Source organism: Aeromonas sp. R9-2 (assembly GCF_040908025.1).
GTDB lineage: Bacteria > Pseudomonadota > Gammaproteobacteria > Enterobacterales > Aeromonadaceae > Aeromonas > Aeromonas veronii.
This window is the reverse complement of record NZ_JBFOCX010000011.1, coordinates 1-14,183: the sequence shown is the minus strand read 5'-3', so window position 1 is coordinate 14,183 and position 14,183 is coordinate 1. Positions and strand designations below refer to the sequence as shown.

At 55.9% G+C, this 14,183-nt stretch carries 15 protein-coding genes, 2 tRNA genes and 2 pseudogenes; 9 read left to right on the top strand and 10 right to left on the bottom strand.

The features are described 5' to 3' along the window. Positions 1-8 precede the first annotated feature (8 nt). The 5 genes from AB5Y71_RS03160 to AB5Y71_RS03140 form a co-directional block, all read right to left on the bottom strand. Positions 9-413 (bottom strand): antirestriction protein, encoded by a 405-nt coding sequence (locus tag AB5Y71_RS03160; protein ID WP_368170970.1) that lies wholly within the window; start codon positions 411-413, stop codon positions 9-11. 42 nt (positions 414-455) lie between these two features. Beyond that, a complete protein-coding gene (locus tag AB5Y71_RS03155) occupies positions 456-809 on the bottom strand; it encodes a type IV toxin-antitoxin system YeeU family antitoxin (protein ID WP_368170969.1) in 354 nt (117 codons plus the stop codon). A 753-nt stretch (positions 810-1,562) separates the two neighbouring features. Beyond that, the gene (locus AB5Y71_RS03150; RefSeq protein ID WP_368170968.1) at positions 1,563-1,802 is read right to left on the bottom strand and encodes a hypothetical protein; all 240 of its coding nucleotides are present in this window, start codon (positions 1,800-1,802) and stop codon (positions 1,563-1,565) included. A 14-nt stretch (positions 1,803-1,816) separates the two neighbouring features. Further along, the gene (locus AB5Y71_RS03145; RefSeq protein WP_368171001.1) at positions 1,817-2,449 is read right to left on the bottom strand and encodes a DNA methyltransferase; all 633 of its coding nucleotides are present in this window, start codon (positions 2,447-2,449) and stop codon (positions 1,817-1,819) included. Between the two features lie 419 nt (positions 2,450-2,868). Further along, positions 2,869-4,959: a DUF3560 domain-containing protein gene (locus AB5Y71_RS03140; RefSeq protein WP_368170967.1), complete on the bottom strand. Its 2,091-nt coding sequence runs from the start codon at positions 4,957-4,959 to the stop codon at positions 2,869-2,871. A 576-nt stretch (positions 4,960-5,535) separates the two neighbouring features. Between AB5Y71_RS03140 and AB5Y71_RS03135 the strand changes: the two genes are divergently transcribed. Continuing rightward, on the top strand, positions 5,536-5,997 hold the full coding sequence (locus AB5Y71_RS03135) for a ProQ/FINO family protein (RefSeq protein WP_368170966.1): 462 nt from the start codon (positions 5,536-5,538) through the stop codon (positions 5,995-5,997). A 459-nt stretch (positions 5,998-6,456) separates the two neighbouring features. Next, positions 6,457-6,699: a WGR domain-containing protein gene (locus AB5Y71_RS03130; protein WP_019841189.1), complete on the top strand. Its 243-nt coding sequence runs from the start codon at positions 6,457-6,459 to the stop codon at positions 6,697-6,699. A gap of 40 nt (positions 6,700-6,739) precedes the next feature. Here the strand turns inward: AB5Y71_RS03130 and AB5Y71_RS03125 are convergent, their stop codons facing one another. Next, positions 6,740-6,952 carry a hypothetical protein gene (locus tag AB5Y71_RS03125; RefSeq protein ID WP_201910432.1) on the bottom strand — a complete coding sequence of 71 codons (213 nt, stop codon included), beginning with the start codon at positions 6,950-6,952 and terminating at the stop codon, positions 6,740-6,742. 167 nt (positions 6,953-7,119) lie between these two features. Here AB5Y71_RS03125 and AB5Y71_RS03120 point away from each other — a divergent pair, with 167 nt between their 5' ends. Next, the gene (locus AB5Y71_RS03120) at positions 7,120-7,272 is read left to right on the top strand and encodes a Hok/Gef family protein (protein ID WP_005321445.1); all 153 of its coding nucleotides are present in this window, start codon (positions 7,120-7,122) and stop codon (positions 7,270-7,272) included. A gap of 168 nt (positions 7,273-7,440) precedes the next feature. After that, complete coding sequence (locus AB5Y71_RS03115; protein WP_017412827.1) at positions 7,441-7,626, top strand: hypothetical protein; 186 nt, start codon at positions 7,441-7,443, stop codon at positions 7,624-7,626. Between the two features lie 236 nt (positions 7,627-7,862). On the opposite strand, the gene AB5Y71_RS03110 is transcribed toward AB5Y71_RS03115, so the two are convergent. Beyond that, positions 7,863-8,114, bottom strand: a complete 252-nt coding sequence (locus tag AB5Y71_RS03110) for a hypothetical protein (RefSeq protein WP_368170965.1) — start codon at positions 8,112-8,114, stop codon at positions 7,863-7,865. 1,004 nt (positions 8,115-9,118) lie between these two features. Between AB5Y71_RS03110 and AB5Y71_RS03105 the strand changes: the two genes are divergently transcribed. The 4 genes from AB5Y71_RS03105 (at position 9,119) to AB5Y71_RS03090 (ending at position 11,666) form a co-directional block, all read left to right on the top strand. Beyond that, positions 9,119-9,520, top strand: coding sequence for a DUF6088 family protein (locus AB5Y71_RS03105; RefSeq protein WP_005321450.1), 402 nt, complete (start codon positions 9,119-9,121; stop codon positions 9,518-9,520). Next, positions 9,510-10,478, top strand: coding sequence for a nucleotidyl transferase AbiEii/AbiGii toxin family protein (locus AB5Y71_RS03100; protein ID WP_368170964.1), 969 nt, complete (start codon positions 9,510-9,512; stop codon positions 10,476-10,478). The genes AB5Y71_RS03105 and AB5Y71_RS03100 overlap by 11 nt, the downstream gene beginning before the upstream one ends. 166 nt (positions 10,479-10,644) lie before the next feature. Further along, positions 10,645-10,953 carry a hypothetical protein gene (locus tag AB5Y71_RS03095; RefSeq protein ID WP_368170963.1) on the top strand — a complete coding sequence of 103 codons (309 nt, stop codon included), beginning with the start codon at positions 10,645-10,647 and terminating at the stop codon, positions 10,951-10,953. Between the two features lie 404 nt (positions 10,954-11,357). Next, positions 11,358-11,666, top strand: coding sequence for a hypothetical protein (locus AB5Y71_RS03090; protein WP_139396514.1), 309 nt, complete (start codon positions 11,358-11,360; stop codon positions 11,664-11,666). A gap of 27 nt (positions 11,667-11,693) precedes the next feature. Here the strand turns inward: AB5Y71_RS03090 and AB5Y71_RS03085 are convergent. The 3 genes and pseudogenes from AB5Y71_RS03085 to AB5Y71_RS03075 form a co-directional block, all read right to left on the bottom strand. Further along, positions 11,694-11,782 (bottom strand) — tRNA-Leu (locus tag AB5Y71_RS03085). A 4-nt stretch (positions 11,783-11,786) separates the two neighbouring features. Next, positions 11,787-11,863: transfer RNA gene (locus tag AB5Y71_RS03080), tRNA-Ile, on the bottom strand. A 482-nt stretch (positions 11,864-12,345) separates the two neighbouring features. Beyond that, positions 12,346-12,936, bottom strand: a pseudogene (locus AB5Y71_RS03075) (IS3 family transposase); the annotation flags it as partial. Between the two features lie 46 nt (positions 12,937-12,982). Here AB5Y71_RS03075 and AB5Y71_RS03070 point away from each other — a divergent pair. Next, positions 12,983-14,150 (top strand): annotated as a pseudogene (locus tag AB5Y71_RS03070) (IS3-like element ISAeme20 family transposase). Positions 14,151-14,183: the final 33 nt, after the last annotated feature.

Sequence of the window (14,183 nt, the reverse complement as noted above, 5' to 3'; positions counted from 1 at the left end):
AAGGCATGTTAGTCTGTCGCTTGAAAAATAAGGCTGTACTCGTCCAAGGTCAGGGCATATTCACGCAAAGCGTGATAGAGCTTTGCAAAGCGATCATCGCCTGTTATTTCCCAAACGTGGCAATATGCAAAAAGACAGACAACCACACCAGCAGCATGAGCAGATAACACCCCCTCAAAACCATTGCTATCAATGGACAGTTTATAACCTTCATCAATGGCAGGGGGAACCATAAAGAATGCATCATTAGATACTTCCCACATATCCCAATAGCCACCCTGATACGCGGCGCAGATGCGAGAAAGCCACCCGTAAATGTTTGTTTCAGTCTGCATCATCCAGCGACCAAAATACTTGGGCATCATATCCAAACGTTTCGACTCAATCACAACCCCTGCAATCAAACATGACATAGCAAACACCTCATTCATAAATTAGTAAAAGAAAATCCAACATCAAACCAAGCGCGCGGGATACACTGAAATGTATATATATCCAAAGTTCCCCAGACTATCCGCCTCACATATAAAGCCGCCTTGCTCTATGCGGATGCACTTTTGGCGGTGTGTGTCCAGTTCGCCCGCCAACAAAGCGCCTTCAAGCTCTTTAATAATCGTTGTAAAAACTGCTTCCAATGCGGCTACTTCTTGCTCTGACCATTCCCCAACAAGCCCCGCACGGTCAGGAAGGAAATGCAGACGATAACGCTCCTGAACCAATCTAGCCCCAAAGCTGGGCGTAATATCACGCAAAAGCCCCCATTGGCTTGCAATGCCGCATTCATTATTTACTTGCTCGATAGTTGTCATGGTTAATTCCTTTTTTGTCTTTGTGAAATTTGCGTCTCTAGATTCTGAGCCGGTCTTTAGGTTTTCTGCGTCATTGGCATCTGCTCCCTGCTTATTTTTATTTGCCTCTCTGAGTTCTTCGCCGTGCGAAGCGACACAACACGCCGACAAGAAGAAATAGCAAGAGGGCACTCAAAGCCGCAGCGCAAGCGAACTTGTTCGCGCGAACGGGTGCAGAGGGCGCTCTTGCTATTTATTCCGGCGTGTTATGTTGATGCGCGGTGAAGTCTCAGGGAGGAAAATAAGACCAGCAGCGGCCAATGATGCGGCAAGCGGAGCGCGCAGCCCCTTTAGGGGCGGAGGCATGAGCGATGGAAACCCGAAGGGGCGAGACAGCATCTTTTCGCTGGCTCGATGCGTAGCATGACAGCGCGACCGCTTGCGGTCATGCCCAAGTCATTTTGTGGAATTGAATTATCAAAATCAGCATTTGATTGATGTGGGTAGAGCAGACCCAGCAGACCCAGCAGACCCAGCAGACCCAGCAGACCCAGCAGACCCAGCAGACCCAGCAGACCAGGATGATTTACCCTGTCACTCCATCGGGCAAGCACCTGGTTAAACCGATGAAGGAAGCCACGCACAATTCAGACCGCCCGGAGGGCGGCCCGGCCACAGCCGAAGGCTGGAGCCGGGGAAGTGCTTTATGTGTGGCGTTTCCGGGTTACTCGGACTGGCGGCAGGCCCCTGATTGCCGTGCCGCCATGGCTCACCCTATCGCCTGCGGGGCTTCCTCTTGCTCGCCAAGTGCTGCCAGGTGAACAGATTGCGGGCCACCGCCTGCACCTTGTCCTCTTCCTCGCCAATCATCTGAAGCAACAACAGCTCAACAGGCTCAAGCTCGCCCTGCTCGCGGCTGACCTCAATGGCAGCCATTCTGAGTGCCTCCATGGACTTCACCAGTTCAAGGGCCTGCTGTGCCATGGTCTCTAACCGGGTTTCCACTGCCAACATGGTATCCCCTCCCCTTATGCAGCCCGCTGGCCTGTGAGTTGGTTAAGCCGGTTAACCCCTGCCTGATGGTATTGCGGCAACAGCTCAATCCCGATATAGCGCCGCCCGCACTTGGCCGCCGCGACACACGTAGACCCCGAGCCTGCGAACGGGTCGAGCACAATGTCCCCCGGACGGGTAAACGACTCAATCAGCGGCTGTAATGAGCCTATGGGCTTTTCGGTCGGGTGATGGCGATTGCCTGAGTACGCCCAGGGCAGCACATCCGGCAGCGGCTGACCGGGCACCTGGGGCCGCCCCTTGGCGAGCAGATAGGCGCACTCATGGCGATAACCGACAAAGGCCGCCTTGGACGCATAGGACTTGGTGAATACCAGGTGCCCCACCACCCGAAAGCCTGCCTGCTTCCAGGCAGCCATAAACACGTCAACCTTGTTCCAGCCGTAGAAGCTCACCGCCAGCGCATCAGGCTTGAGTACCCGGTGCATCTGCTCAAAGGCGGGTTGTACCCATTCGTCGGTGACGTCGTTGGCAATCGAGCGACCGGCACGGTCTTTAAAGCCGACCAGATAGGGTGGGTCGGTGAGAATGAAATCGACGGCAGCATCTGGAAAGGTAGACATGATCTGAACGCTATCACCCAGCATGAATCGTGACATGGTATTGGCCTCGTCATATGGGGTAGCAGGAGGTCTCCGGGATGGTCGCCATTCCCTGCTGCCCGAGGCCAACACGCAATGCTCTGCAGCGGGTCAAGCGGACGTGGAATACCGCAGCCGTATGCTTTTCGCGGCGAGGATATGCCGCGAAAGCCGCTTGAAGGCTGTTTGCGTCCCGCAATGCGGGGCATTGCACGATGGCAGAGGGCAGCAGGGTTCCCCGGACGGTGCCGGCGGCAGTGTGTTATGACGTTATCAAGGCAAGGATGCCCCATCGGGTACAGGGAGGAACCGGCGCGCCGCACCTACGGTGCCACCCGGCAGCAACAAAGAGCGGGCGCAACGCGCCCAGCCTTATCGACAGGGGAAAAGCCCCGGCAAGCCGGGGCCGATAAGCACAGGCAGGGTTACTCTATCGCCGGCAAGGCACGCGCTAACCGGCGCGCCTCGTTGACCGCTCTTGCCGTCACTTTACGAACCCAGGCGCAGCGGCTGGGTGACCAGACAAATCCCGCCCCCTTGCACAACTGGCGTAGCTCGGATGCCGGCTTACCATCAAAATGGATCTGAATACGGCCATCATCCTCGAACATCCGCCACCCTGCCCCGGCTTGCTCGAGGGGGGTGGTGTTGTGCAATGTCTGCAGCTGCTCGATACGCTGGCGCAAGCGCCGGATCTCGGCCGAGTTATTACTGAGCTGCCACCCCTGATAGGTGCCGCGAGTTACCTTGTTGGCCTCTTTCATCGCCTGCTGGCGGGCCTCTCGCCTGGCTAATTTGGCTTGCAGCAACGCCAACGCATCCGGATTATCACTGGCTATCCCACCTTGGCCAACGCTGGCCGCCTTCTCCTCCAGATAGTCAGCCTTGTTCGCCAGCGCGACAGCCTTCTCCATGTGCTGATCCATGCGCTTCAGGTCGCGGCGGTGGCGCTTCTCGCTGTGGTGGCCAACCAAAATAGGCTGGCCGGGAGAGATAAAACTCAGAATGGCACGTACCGCCACATGACGGCCCGCGCTCTGGCTGGCGGCCTGACAGGCGCGGCCCTTGAGGCGCTCACGCTTGTGCTCTACTCGCCCGCGATAGTCGCCCAGTGTCTGAGCTCGGGTCAGTGTGGGGGCCGTGGCCCCCGGTTCGACGGGGGTGAGCTGTTCGGCAACAGGCTCAACGGGGAGCGGCTCGCCGCTCGGATCATCGTCCGGTGGCGTGGTTTGGATCAGCATGGCCCATGCGATGCGGCAAGCCTCGGCGGGACTCGCTGCCACAATGCCATCAAACTGGTGGGTCTGGCCGCCCTGCCCGATGGTCACAGACCAGGTACCGCCGATGCGCCGGGGTAAAAATGTCGGCTTGGCCTGCGGCTCTGCCGCTGGCGTGACTTGCTCCTGTGATAGCGGGGCAACCTCAACCACTGGCGCGGCCTGCTGCGCGTTGCGCCATTCGATCGGCGCACCATCGTGGTGCCAGACCCCCTCCACCAGAGTGATCCGGCTCGCTTCTCGCCACACCAGGGAACTCGCCCACTCCCCCCAGATCTGCTGATGGGTGTCGCCGGTCACCTTCTCGCCGCTTTGCTGCTCTATCAAACGGGTGGCCACGGCGCGCAGCGCCTCGCTATGGTCGCGGCTGGTAAAGGTGTATTGCACGGCCCCATACATCTGATTGAATGCACTGGTGTGGTAGGTATAGCAATCGGTCATCCCGTCAAAGTGGCCTTGCTCGTACTTGCCGAGCAGGTCGTCCACTTCTCGGCGGGTCGGGCCATCCAGCCAACTGACATTGACCGTGGAGTAGGTGCTTTTCACGGAAAATTTGACCCCAGGGAACGCCTTTTTCAGATCGCGGCGCACGTTTTTGGCAGCAGCTACGCCACCGCGATCCTGCTCACCGAGCGCAACAAGGTGAGCATATTCAGGGGCACCAGCAGCCAGGCGGGCCGCCTCGACTGTCGCGGCCTCCTCTTGCGCTTTTTCCTGTGCATCTGCCTCGGCCTTGGCTGCTTTGTCCTGCTCCACGATTGCCGCCATGTCGGCGAGGCCCGCGATCATCCGCGCCGCTTGGTAGCCCTCGTCATCCACCCCAAAATCAATCCTGCGCAAAAACGCGAGGGTGTTAAGGTGGGCATCACGCATGCTCTCCGGGTAAGCGGCCAAACGCTGGCGGCCCTCTTCTGTCTCGGCATATTTCAGCGTAGAGAGGCAGTGATCGGCGATGCCAAGATCCCCGGATGCCGCCAGGTCAAGGCGCAGATCAACGGTGTTGCCATCACTCAGGGTCACGGTGACGTGTGTTTTCAGATAACCGCGACCAGCGTGACCAAGGGCAGCGATCATGGCCTCCTTTTCAAAGTCGGCAAAGGTCACACGCTGCGCATCGCACCAAGCGCTTGACTCGGAGCGCTGAACAAGGACGCTGACGGGACGGCAGGCGTATTGGGTGCCCTGCTGCTGTGTGTTGGCTGCGTTGAAATCTTCCATTGAAATGACGGTTGCGCTCATGATTGCCTCTCTATGCTGGTTGCCGGGTCTTGAACCCCATTTGCTTCTCTAGATTCCGAGCCGCGCTTTAGGTTTTCTGCGCCTTTGGCTCTTTACCGCGTTGCTGTTGTTGATTTGCCTCTCTGAGTTCTTCGCCGCACAGAGGAAAACAACACGCGACCAGGGAGTCGGCACCAGTGCGACCCCGTAAGCCGCAGCGCAAGCGAACGCAGTGAGTGCGAACGGGTGAGGAGGTCGGCAAAGCGCACACTGGTGCAGATGACCGGCGTGTTAGTTTGACGGGCGGTGAAGGGCTCGGAGAGGTCAGTCAGGAGCAATCGAGATGGCCACAGGCGCGGCAAGCGGAGCGCGCAGCCTCGAAGAGGCGCAGGCATGAGCGATGGAAACCCGAAGGGGCGAGACAGCATCGGTTCGCTGGCTCGCTGCGAAGCATGACAGCGCGACCGCTCGCGGTCATGCCCGAAGCAACACGAGGTGACCTCAAGGCGAAATAGCGCGCAGCAGAAGCGTTTTGCATCTTGAGAACGGGTTCGATAAAGTCCTCCCCATCCCCCTTGCCACCCCCTGGAGGAAATCGTGAGTGACATCACCGCCCGTCCAGTGCTGAGCCTCAACAAAATCAAACCACAGATCACACAGCCAGCCGATCACCCCAGCCCACCACCGCAAACAGGCGAAAGAAAGCAGCCCAAGAAGAAAGCCAGCGCCCCCTCTCCCCTGCTGCAGTGCCTGCGCAAACACTGGCCAGCCCTGTTCCCGGACGGGCAAGCTATCCCGTTGCAGATTGGGATCCTCGAAGAGATCACCGAACACCTGCAACAAGCGGGCGAGCCATTTGATCAAAAGCAGATAGCCAGAGCCCTGGCCAGCCACTGCCGCCGGATCTCCTACCTCAAGGCCCTCACCAGAGCCCCTTATCGGCTTGGCCCACGCGGCGAGCAGACCCCCATCAGTGATGAAGATCGAGCGCGAGCCATGGCCAAACTCAACGCACTCAGGCAAACCGACGAGCAGGCGGGGCCGGGCAATACAACATGATCACCGCTCGACACCTCACCGAGATCAGCCAGTAACAACCATCAAATGGCGCTTTTGATAACTCAAAAGACTGATTTGATAATCTCTGATGACGGGCCACCACACGACCACAGAGACAAGGCCCGCGACACAAAGAGCGCCGGATCGCGGGGATAAGCAGCCCCGGTTGGAGACAGAAAAAAACGCCACGAGATCGCGGTGTGAAGGGAGTTAACCAGGATACGGAAAACAGTGCTTAAGTGCCGCTTGGGTCAGGTGACGAGGAACGTTCCGGTTGATGGAAAGCGCATGATGACTCAAGCGGCACCACTCATACTATGCGATGAGAGCCGCAAGCGCTACCAGAAATACACGGTTATCCCCTGTTGCACACAACCCTGTCCCCCACTTCTGTGGATAACCTGAGCGATACCCGTCACCGCTCATGCCACCATGCCGACAACGCCCCAGGAGAAGACAATGGCCACCACCCTCATCCAGTACCAGCGAGATACCCGCCACTACGCGCTGTTGCTGCAAAAAGACCTGTTTGGTGACTGGACGGTGGTCAAGGTGTTTGGCCGCAAGGGCACGGCCAGGGGCAAGATACTGGTTAAAGCCTTTCCCGGTGAGCACGAGGCAACCCACTATTTCCACCAGGAGTGTCGCCGACGCGAGCAACGGGGCTATCAGATCATCTCGCCAACCATCAAAATCAGATAATGAATAATCTAATGGCGATTTTGATGGAAAGCCTTCGCCGTTAGCGGCGTCGCTTCAGCAGCTGCATGGCCTGCCTGCGGATAGCGCGGTACTCCAGGACAAGGGGATTATTCCCCTCAAACGCCCAGCCGCCATATTTAGCCAGCCAACGGCGAGGCTGCTCGGGCTGCCATTGGCTGATGGCCTCCTGCAGCAGTGCATCGATGTGAGCCAGGTGCGCTCGCTTGTCGTTTTGTCGGCTTCTCTGGGACATTGGGCGTCAAGGTTGTATCATAGGCGCGGGTGCTTGAGGCTGTCTGTCTCAAGCGCAAGCAAGAGCCAGATAGACGAAAGCCCCGAAGGTCAATTTTCATTCACCAACGAGGCTCGAGTCATGTTCCGCAAACTGATTTTAAGCCTCTTCTGCCGAAGGAGGCAAGTATGTTTGGAAAAACCGCCGTGGTGTCACTGCTCATCGTGTGCATCACCGCACTGGGGGTCATCTCCCTGGTACGAGACTCCCTGTGTGAACTTGAGGTTCACCAGGGACAAACGGAGATCCGGCTGAACTTGGCCTACGAAGCGAAGAGGTAACACCGGCAAGGCGGGGACTCCAGCCCCGCCTTTTCGGGGTTGTTCAGATGGCTTGTTCATGGTCGCAAGCACCCAACCTTTTTATGGCGGATGTCGGGGGAAACCAAACCCTGTTGCACTGAGGATGGCCGTTTACCCTCCTGACATCCGCCACCCCATGAGTAAGTGATGATGAGCCTGAAACAATACCAGAACTACCTGTCCCATTACCTGGTGAGTCGCCGGGATGGTGACCATGCCCTGGCCGCGGAGCTGGCCGGGATGATTTGCGGCTACTGGACACAGCAGGGTAACAGCGCTGAATGCAAGAAGTGGCAACGGGTGCAGGAGCAGCACCTCGAGAGCATTGACTGAGGTGCTGCAATAATCAAAATCGCCATCTGATCAATCAATATCGCATTTCAATTGATCGCAAGCTGGCTCACAGGACTCAAGCAATAGCATGTCACGGCTGGGCTTTGAGGAGCGGCATCTTTTCGCTGCGACGAACAAGCCAGCAGGCAAGCGAAGCGCGGCAGTTTAAGGGCAGACACTGACCAGCTCACCCTGTTCTCCCCTTGGGGGGATGGGGTAGGCAACGTGATGGTCTTTCACCAATCCGGGTAGATAATGTTGGGGAGTGAACCTGTGCTTTCAGGGCGCTTTCCTCGGCGCGTTAACGCAATGGCCTGCGCCTGGATCTCCCTGTATCTCTGAGCGCCATCTCCGTTGCCAATGCCCAGAGCATGCAGGCTGCCATAGCGAGCCAGCCAGCGCCGTGGTTTGACGGGATCCCATCGCTTGATCGCTTCTCGGAGCAGCCTATCCAGATAGGTATTCTCTTCATAACTATTGAAGGGCATCTTGCCACTCTCCATGGGCAGCGACCCCATCAAGGTTCCGCTCGGTCTTACCTCTCCTATCGGCCCACACTGACTGCGCTATACTCATCCAGACAAGTGCAGCTCCGTATGGTTGCATCTGTCATAGAGCTTCTACGACCAATAGACATTTGAGGCCATTTAATGGCCTTTTTTTTTGCTCTCGACAACGCATCAGAGCAAAAAAAACCCGCAACCAGGTAGCCGCGGGGCAAAGTGGCACATATCCATGCAAAGATTCAGAAAGGAATACCACACAGCGCCTGATGGTTCAGGCAGCACCAGACGCCGAGCGATGCGCCCATCATAAAGAATCAAATGAAGCCAGTCCATGACTACGTATAAACTTTCCGTGAACACCAGGGCGGCCCTGCTGGTATGATCACCAGGAGGCCTGCCCTTCACTCTCTCGATACCCTGCCGGATTCCAGCGCTAGACAGAGAGCCCCCCCATGCACTACCACCCCAAACCAGCTGCCAGTCATGCCACATCCCTTCGCCCTGGACAGCTTCGCCATGTGATCCGTGTAGCCTCGGTAACAGGCCGTCAGCCCATCCGTGATGTGATGCTGCTATGGCTCACCCATTCAACCGGTGTGCACGTCACCGAGCTGGCCATACCTGGACGTGAGGAAGGAGGAGATCAGGAGGGCGTTTGCTCTGGTGCTGTAAGGCCGAAGAACTCGGCCATCTGCCGCTGCTGCAGGGGTGGCATTTTGGATACACACAGGCCCAAGAAGTCCGCCCCTGGGTTGCCACTGTTCAAGCGGTTGCGGAGAGTCTGCACCTCAGATCCGACAGGCTCACGCTCATAGAACTGCACAAGCAGGCCTCCTACCTGCTAGAGCTAGTATTTGACCCGGTGGATAAAATATAGGGGGGGATGAGACAAAAAACGACATACAACCACGATAGCGGTGTCGTGTTTTTGCATGCAAATTTGTCGTGTTTTTGTATAATTGAGGGAGATGTAGAAAGGAGGACTCATGATGACCATTGCAGACCGTGTTGAAGCACGAATCAAACGATCTAAGCGAGATGTGTTTCTCCGTGAGGATTTCGATGACTTGGGCGGTTATGACCAAATAGGTAGAGCCTTACGCCAGATGTGTGAAAAGGGTCTGCTTCTGAAGGTCGGCTACGGCGTGTATGCAAAGGCACGGCGTAACCGGATCAATAGTCGCTTGATGATCGCCTCCCCTGGTGGTCCAGACGCCGTACTCATTGCTACGCTTGACCGCCTGAAGGTGCCTTACGAACTGAAGGGCCTGACCGCAGCTTATGCCGCGGGGAAATCCACTCAGGTTCCCGCCTTTATGGAAGTTAAGCCTAAAAAGCGTTTTTCCAGAAAGCTGAAAATAGGAAGCCGAGTGTTCAATGCAGCCTAAAGATTATTCGATTTTCGCCGACGTTTCTGACTACTTCGGGATCGATAACCCTGCGATAGCAGAAAAGGACTACTACGTCGTCCAACTGCTCAAACTGCTTGCAAGCCATTTTTGCCAGCACCACACCATGGTGTTTGCAGGCGGGACCGCATTAGCCAAAGCTGACGTCAAGCTTCAGCGTATGTCTGAAGATGTCGACATCAAGTTATCTGTTAACGATAGTGCTAAAGATGAATCTCGAAGCGCGATGAAGCGCCATCGCAAAGCCATCAGAGATGGTTTGATTGAAGAGCTCAATGCGACTGGCGTTTTCCAAGTAGAGAAGGCTGAGGTCACTTGTCGGGATGAGCACAGGTACATTGAAATGCCGGTGAGATACCCACAGGCCTTCAGCAAGGCCCCCTGCCTTCGGCCTTTCATCAAGCTCGAACTCATTGAGACTGATCTGCTTGCAGGCCATAACCCCATGCCCATTTGTTCGCTGCACAATGAAGCCATGCAGCAAGGACCTGAAGTGCCAGCCTTCAACACGGTTCCCCTGATCTCCACCCAAGCCGAGAAAGTGTTGTCGATGCTGCGCAGAACAGCCAGCGTCAAGCATGACCCAGAACGATTGGACGATGAGTCGTTGGTTCGCCACATTTATGACACTTATCGCCTGCAACAAAGTACCACCTTTGATTTGGCAGAACTGGCAGGGCTGATAGCTGAAGGGATGAAGATGGATCGTGATCGCTATGGTCCCCAACACCCCGAGTTTGCAAAAGATCCTATCGGTGTGATGCGGTTTGGCCTGGATGTGATTGCTGGTGACCCCCTATACAAAGATCGTTATGAGGCGTTCGTGAAGCCTATGGTGTATGGGGATGCGTTGACTTGGGATGAGGCATTTCGCGTGTTCGAGGCTGTTGCGCGCCAGGCTCTAGATCACATTGAGCAACACGGACTTATTTCGTAGTGCGCGAGTGCTAGCGGTGCCTCACCAACTATTCGAGTGAAAACTCTATTTTTCATGTCACACAGCCCCAAGACAGAACAGAGCCCAGCGCATGATCAAGCAGTTAACGAAGACTGACGCCAAGCACGCCATTGTTGTGACACTGCGTTGATAAGGATAGGACTCAATGGACAGCAAACTGAAATTGCCAGCGTTGAAGGTCGCAAGATGGGCGCTTAAACATGGTGAGTTCTTCGACCTTTACGATGTGTCCTATCTGCTTGGGATACCATCCAGCGATGCAAGCAAAGTGGTGATCTATCTGAGATCGTTGAGCTATGTGGATAAATTGGCCGAGACTCGATGTTGCAAACCGGAACCTGGGCGAATGGCACGTCGCCGAATCTTTATCAAAGTTCTGGCCATTTATCCGGAGCCAACAAAAACGCAGGTGCGGGCTCCGGTATTCAATTCAAACATTGCCGGAGGCAAATAAATCGGCCTAAGTCAGAGGAACAAACGATGAACGGGTTAGCCCGAAATGCTAAAGGACACTGGGTAGCCACCCACATGGGCCAGCGCGTAACATTCACCGAACGGCCGCCGAGTTACTTGCCCGCCGTGTCCTACTGGCGATGCAGGCCGGTACATACGACGAGTTGAGGGATAACGCCCTGCTCAAAGCAGAGTTACAGCCGGGAGCTGGCAGCGAAAATGTTGGGTATCCACGTTGGTGAGCTGAATGAATGGCTTCTGAGTGGCATATTGCGTGGCCGAGAGATAACCCCGCCCCGCCCAGATGACCGAAGAGGGGCTGGAAAGATTAGTGGCTACCAGCTAGCTATCGTGCAAGAGCGCATGAGGACGGGGTTCTCTCTGGTCGAGAGTTAAGGAGAAACCATGATTGAAGTGACAACCGAGTACCACATCACCAGCTCGGACTTGGATGAACATCCGATTTACAAATGTAAGGGTACCTGCAAAAAAGTTTGGTGGAGAGAAAATATTGAACAAGCCCCATTCGGGGTGCAATTAGATTGCCCTATGTGTGGCGGAGCATTATCTACGGCCAAGGAGGATCTTGATTTCAAGATAACCAAATTCCAGCCGGGGGTGAGCTTGATGCCAGGGAGCACAGCTCGAATTAACCACGCCTCCAACTTGCTCGAAGAGTTCATACCGTTACGGGAAAAGTATGGCTGGCGTTAGAAACCAGGAGAGGACGCCCGATGGCTATGGTACCAGAGACCGGGATCGAACCGGCAAGGGCTTATGTGCCCGGCGGATTTTAAGTCCGCTGTGTCTACCAATTTCACCACTCTGGCGTTGTGGTGGGCCCAGCAGGATTCGAACCTGCGACCAAAGGATTATGAGTCCTCTGCTCTAACCAACTGAGCTATAGGCCCGCAAAGAGGCGGAACCTTAGCAGAGACCATCACGTTTGACAATTCTCAACGCACGCCCATCCAGCGCCAGCCAGATAAAACCAGGAGAGGCCATTGGCAAGCCGTCCAACTGACAAACCCCTTCCCCGCACCTTGCAGGTAGCCCACTGGCTCTATGAACAGCAACGCCTGGTCAGTACACGAGAGGCCGCTGCCATATTAGGCGGTTCCGCTTGGTCTATGTGGTACACCTTCTCCAAAATACGCCTCTTGTCCGACATTCTGGTCATTGATGAGCAGAAGGTTCCCAGTAGAGGGGGCCAGCAATGGTTGCTGCGGATAGTCCACATCCATCCCTACACGCTTGATGAAAATCAGCAACCCCGTCGCCAGAGCAACGGCACAGACAATACCTCCCCGCTCACATGGCATGACCTGCTCTGCCGTTCCTGGGCCCAGCTGGCACAGATGCAATCAGCTCGTAGTGAATTGCCCCGGGTTTTCTAGACACTCTGTTGTTGAACATTGAACTGCTTTTCAAACTCTACCGGCGACAGCCCATCATTGGAACCATGGCGCCTGATGGGGTTGTAAAACATCTCGATATAATCAAACACATCGCTGCGGGCTTCGTCTCTTGTCACGTAAATCCTGCGCTTGATCCGCTCTCGTTTGAGCAACTGAAAGAAGCTCTCGGCAACAGCGTTGTCGTGGCAGTTGCCACGTCGGCTCATGCTGCAACTCAGGTTGTGGGCCTTCAGAAAGTCCTGCCATTCACCACCGGTAAACTGGCTGCCCTGATCCGAATGCACCAGTACCGGCTGCTTTGGCTTGCGCCGCCAGACGGCCATCAATAACGCTTCAACCGCCAAGTCTGCCGTCATGCGTGGCTTCATTGCCCAGCCGACGATCTGGCGAGAAAACAGATCGAGCACCACCGCCAGATACAGCCACCCTTCTTGAGTGCGGATATAGGTAATGTCGGTCACCCAGGAGATGTTGGGGGCTGGGACCTTAAACTGGCGTGCCAGCGTGTTCGGAGCAGCCTGCGGGCTCTTGCCTCCATAATGCCCCTTACTGAGGTATCCTGATTTTCACAGACAGTCCCGATTGTTACGATGAGACAATCGGGGGTATTGAATGAAATCGAGAGAACACTATTCACCAGAGTTTCGGGCAGAGGCGGTTCGACTGGTATTGGAGCAAGGCCTTGGCCAAGCTGAAGCCGCTAGAAGGTTGGGTATTGCCAAAGGCACACTGAGCAACTGGGTGGTCGCAGCCAAAGGAGGAAAGGATACATCGGCCATTCCCGGAGCGCGTTCTGTCGCCGAGCTGGAGGCTGAAGTGGCCCGGCTACGCAAAGCTCTCGCACAAGCCAACATGGAGCGCGACATCATAAAAAAGGCCGCCGCGTACTTTGCTCAGGAGTCACTGCCAAGTACGCGTGGATAGCCAACCAGCAGGACTTCTATCCCATTTCCGTTATCTGTCGTGTGCTGGAGGTCTCTCGTGCGGGCTTCTACCACTGGCGCCTGCGTCCACCGTCACAGCGCCAACAAGAAGATGAACGACTCAAGGTCGCCATTCGGGCTGCTCACAGCAAGACGCGCCAGACCTATGGCGCAGCGCGTTTACAAGCTGAGTTGGCCGCCGAAGGATTTTACGCTGGGCGGGACCGGATTGGGCGATTGCGCCGTGAAATGGGGTTGTCTTGCAAACAAAAGCGCAAATTCAAGGCGACAACCCATTCTGCTCATTCCCTGCCTGTGGCGGAGAATCTCCTTGGTCAGGTCTTTGCGCCGACGAAGCCCAACGAAGTCTGGACCGGTGATATCACCTATATCGCCACCGACGAAGGCTGGCTTTATCTGGCTGGTCTCAAGGATGTGTTTACCTGTGAGATAGTGGGTTATGCGATGGGAGAGCGAATGACCACCGGGTTGGTCAGTCAGGCGCTGTTTCGGGCTGTGCAGCAGAAGAGGCCACCCGTTGGGCTTATTCATCACACAGACCGTGGCAGTCAGTACTGTGCCAAGGCTTACCGGGCTCTCCAGGTACAATTTGACATGCAGACCTCCATGTCACGCAAGGGGAACTGCTTCGACAATGCCCCGATAGAAAGCTTCTGGGGGTCTCTTAAAAATGAACTGGTTCACCACCATAGATTCAAGACGAGAGCGGAGGCCAAGGCAGCGATTCAGGAATACATAGAGATTTTTACAACCGCCAGCGTCGGCATTCACGACTTGGCAATGTCAGCCCGGCGGAGTTTAACAAGAGGTATTGGAGAACTGCTCAGGCTGCTTGATCCGGGACTGTCCGATCTTGTCAGGACACCTCA

Excerpts from the sequence above, each read along its gene's own strand:
- AB5Y71_RS03160 (WP_368170970.1), bottom strand. The coding sequence starts at position 413 with ATGTCATGTTTGATTGCAGGGGTTGTGATTGAGTCGAAACGTTTGGAT.
- AB5Y71_RS03155 (WP_368170969.1), bottom strand. The coding sequence starts at position 809 with ATGACAACTATCGAGCAAGTAAATAATGAATGCGGCATTGCAAGCCAA.
- AB5Y71_RS03150 (WP_368170968.1), bottom strand. The coding sequence starts at position 1,802 with ATGTTGGCAGTGGAAACCCGGTTAGAGACCATGGCACAGCAGGCCCTT.
- AB5Y71_RS03145 (WP_368171001.1), bottom strand. The coding sequence starts at position 2,449 with ATGCTGGGTGATAGCGTTCAGATCATGTCTACCTTTCCAGATGCTGCC.
- AB5Y71_RS03140 (WP_368170967.1), bottom strand. The coding sequence starts at position 4,959 with ATGAGCGCAACCGTCATTTCAATGGAAGATTTCAACGCAGCCAACACA.
- AB5Y71_RS03130 (WP_019841189.1), top strand. The coding sequence starts at position 6,457 with ATGGCCACCACCCTCATCCAGTACCAGCGAGATACCCGCCACTACGCG.
- AB5Y71_RS03125 (WP_201910432.1), bottom strand. The coding sequence starts at position 6,952 with ATGTCCCAGAGAAGCCGACAAAACGACAAGCGAGCGCACCTGGCTCAC.
- AB5Y71_RS03120 (WP_005321445.1), top strand. The coding sequence starts at position 7,120 with ATGTTTGGAAAAACCGCCGTGGTGTCACTGCTCATCGTGTGCATCACC.
- AB5Y71_RS03115 (WP_017412827.1), top strand. The coding sequence starts at position 7,441 with ATGATGAGCCTGAAACAATACCAGAACTACCTGTCCCATTACCTGGTG.
- AB5Y71_RS03110 (WP_368170965.1), bottom strand. The coding sequence starts at position 8,114 with ATGCCCTTCAATAGTTATGAAGAGAATACCTATCTGGATAGGCTGCTC.
- AB5Y71_RS03105 (WP_005321450.1), top strand. The coding sequence starts at position 9,119 with ATGATGACCATTGCAGACCGTGTTGAAGCACGAATCAAACGATCTAAG.
- AB5Y71_RS03100 (WP_368170964.1), top strand. The coding sequence starts at position 9,510 with ATGCAGCCTAAAGATTATTCGATTTTCGCCGACGTTTCTGACTACTTC.
- AB5Y71_RS03095 (WP_368170963.1), top strand. The coding sequence starts at position 10,645 with ATGGACAGCAAACTGAAATTGCCAGCGTTGAAGGTCGCAAGATGGGCG.
- AB5Y71_RS03090 (WP_139396514.1), top strand. The coding sequence starts at position 11,358 with ATGATTGAAGTGACAACCGAGTACCACATCACCAGCTCGGACTTGGAT.